This window comes from bacterium, from assembly GCA_035945995.1.
In the GTDB taxonomy this organism is placed as follows: domain Bacteria; phylum Sysuimicrobiota; class Sysuimicrobiia; order Sysuimicrobiales; family Segetimicrobiaceae; genus DASSJF01.
This window is the reverse complement of sequence record DASYZR010000042.1, coordinates 1-2,108: the sequence shown is the minus strand read 5'-3', so window position 1 is coordinate 2,108 and position 2,108 is coordinate 1. Positions and strand designations below refer to the sequence as shown.

General features: G+C 67.5%; 2 protein-coding genes. Both read right to left on the bottom strand.

The genetic code is table 11. From position 1 onward, the window contains the following. The coding region (locus VGZ23_03540) for an HAD-IA family hydrolase (GenBank protein HEV2356668.1) at window positions 1-685 on the bottom strand (685 nt) is incomplete at its 3' end. Window positions 686-711: 26 nt separating this feature from the next. Beyond that, the coding region (locus VGZ23_03535; GenBank protein HEV2356667.1) for a glycosyl hydrolase family 65 protein at window positions 712-2,108 on the bottom strand (1,397 nt) is incomplete at its 5' end.

Below are 2,108 nucleotides of genomic sequence, written 5' to 3'. Positions count from 1 at the left end.
TGTCGTGGGCCCGCGCGATGCCGATCGCGGCCATGCCGCCGGCCTTGGCCGCCTCGACCCCAGCGGCGGCGTCCTCTATGACGATCGCGGCCTCGGGCGTGGCCCCGAGCTCGTGGGCCGCGGTGAGGAACATCTCGGGGTCTGGCTTGCCATAGGCGAAGTCCCGGCCTGAAACGTCGGCGTCGAAGAAGTCCAGGAGCGTCAGGTCCGGCCGCAGCGACGGCGAGGAGATGCCCTGCTCCTGGGCGAAGGTGTCGAGCCGGATCCGGCGCAGGAACAGGCTCGCGTTCTTCGACGATGACGCGGCCGCCGCCCGGATCCCGGCATCCTTGACGGCGATGATGAACCGCAGCGCGTCGGGATAGGCGGTGAAGTCACCGGCCTCGATGAGCCGGACCACCATCGTCTGCTTGCGGGCGGCGTACTTCCTGACGCGAGCATCGACGTCGGGCACCTTGAAGTACTCCAGGGCCGCCCGCGCGCCGCTCATTCGCGGCTTACCTGACATCTCCTGCTGGTAGACGTGGGGCGTAAACGCCTTGGGCGACCAGGTCGTCTGACCGCGGATGCCGCCCCACTCCCCTTCCATCAGCTCGCGCAGCGACTCACGCCACGCTTTCTCGTGGGGCGAGTCGACGAGCACGCCGTCGACGTCGAAGATCGCTCCTTGGAACCGTGTGGGCATGGATCCTCCTCTCAGCCCTGGGTCTGCTACGCGAGACTGGGGTCCGGCTGGAGCTCGAATGTCCACCGGTCCCCGGCACGCAACTCGCGCACCTCGTCGCGGACGGCTACCTTGACCGGCGGGCTCACGCCCTCCCGATCGGCGGCCACCGTGAGCCGACCGTCGGCGAACGTCACCAGGATCAGAGTCCCCTGAAACTGCATCGAGAACGACAACCCGTCGAGCTGGCGGGTGAGCCTGGGTTCGAAGCACAGGACGCCGTCGCGGATGTGCGTGCCCGCGTAGCTGCGCTGGACGAGGTCGAGCGTCCCGGACATGACGCCCATGTGGATCCCCTCCTTCGTAGTCCCGCCCTGGACGTCACCGACGTCGCTTTCGAGGGCAACGAGGAACCGCTGCCACGAGCTCTCCGGGTCCAGCGCCGCCAAGACCCCCGCGTGCGCGATGAAGCTCAGCGTCGAGCCGTGGGAGGTACGCCGGTCGTAGTAGGCGATGTTCTTGCGCGCCGTGTCCGGGTCGTAGCTGTAGCCCAGCCGGCTGAACAGCCGCCGCAGCTCGTCGCGGGAGAACAGGAAGAACAGCATCACCGTGTCGGCCTGCTTAGTCACCTTGTAGCGGTCGGGGTCGGCGCCCTCGGCGCGCAGTATCCGGTCGAGCCGCTGGATGTTGCCGTATTTCGCGCGGTAGGCGTCCCAGTCGAGCTCCTGGAGCTCCTGGTAGCCCTCGAACTGACTGATGATGCCTTCGCCGTGGAATGGGACGAACATCCGCCGGCTCATCCTCTCCCACGTGCGCAGCTCCTCGTCGTCAAGGCCAAGCCTGTCGCGCAGCGCCGCGGCCCGCGTCGCCGGCAACAGCGAGAGAACGTCCCCGGCCACGCCGCACAGCCAGGCCACCATGAGATTGGTGTAGGCGTTGTTGCGCAGACCGCCGTCTTCGGCGCCGGGATACTTCTCGTGGAACTCGTCTGGGCCCATCACCCCGTGGATCTCGTATCGGTCCCGCTCGGGGTTGAAGTGCGCGATAGAGGCCCAGAAGCGCGCGATCTCCAGCATCATCTCCGCGCCGTAGTCGCGCATGAACGCCACGTCCTGGGTGGCTTGGAAATAGTGCCAGATGTTGTAGAAGATCGCGGCGTTGACGTGCCGCTGGTTGCGGCTCAGGTCGGGCTCCCAACGGCCCGAGAGCGGGTTGAGGTGGATGCTCTGGGTCTCCTCCGTGCCCTCGCTGCCGCTTTGCCAAGGAAACATCGCGCCGTGAAACCCCGCCTCCCGGGCCGCGTCGCGCGCCTCGCCGAGGCGGCGATAGCGGTACAGCAGCAGCTCCCGCGTCACCTCCGGCATGCGGAAGTTCAGGAACGGATACACGTACAGCTCGTCCCAGAACACATGACCCCGGTAGGCCTCGCCGTTGAGGCCGCGGG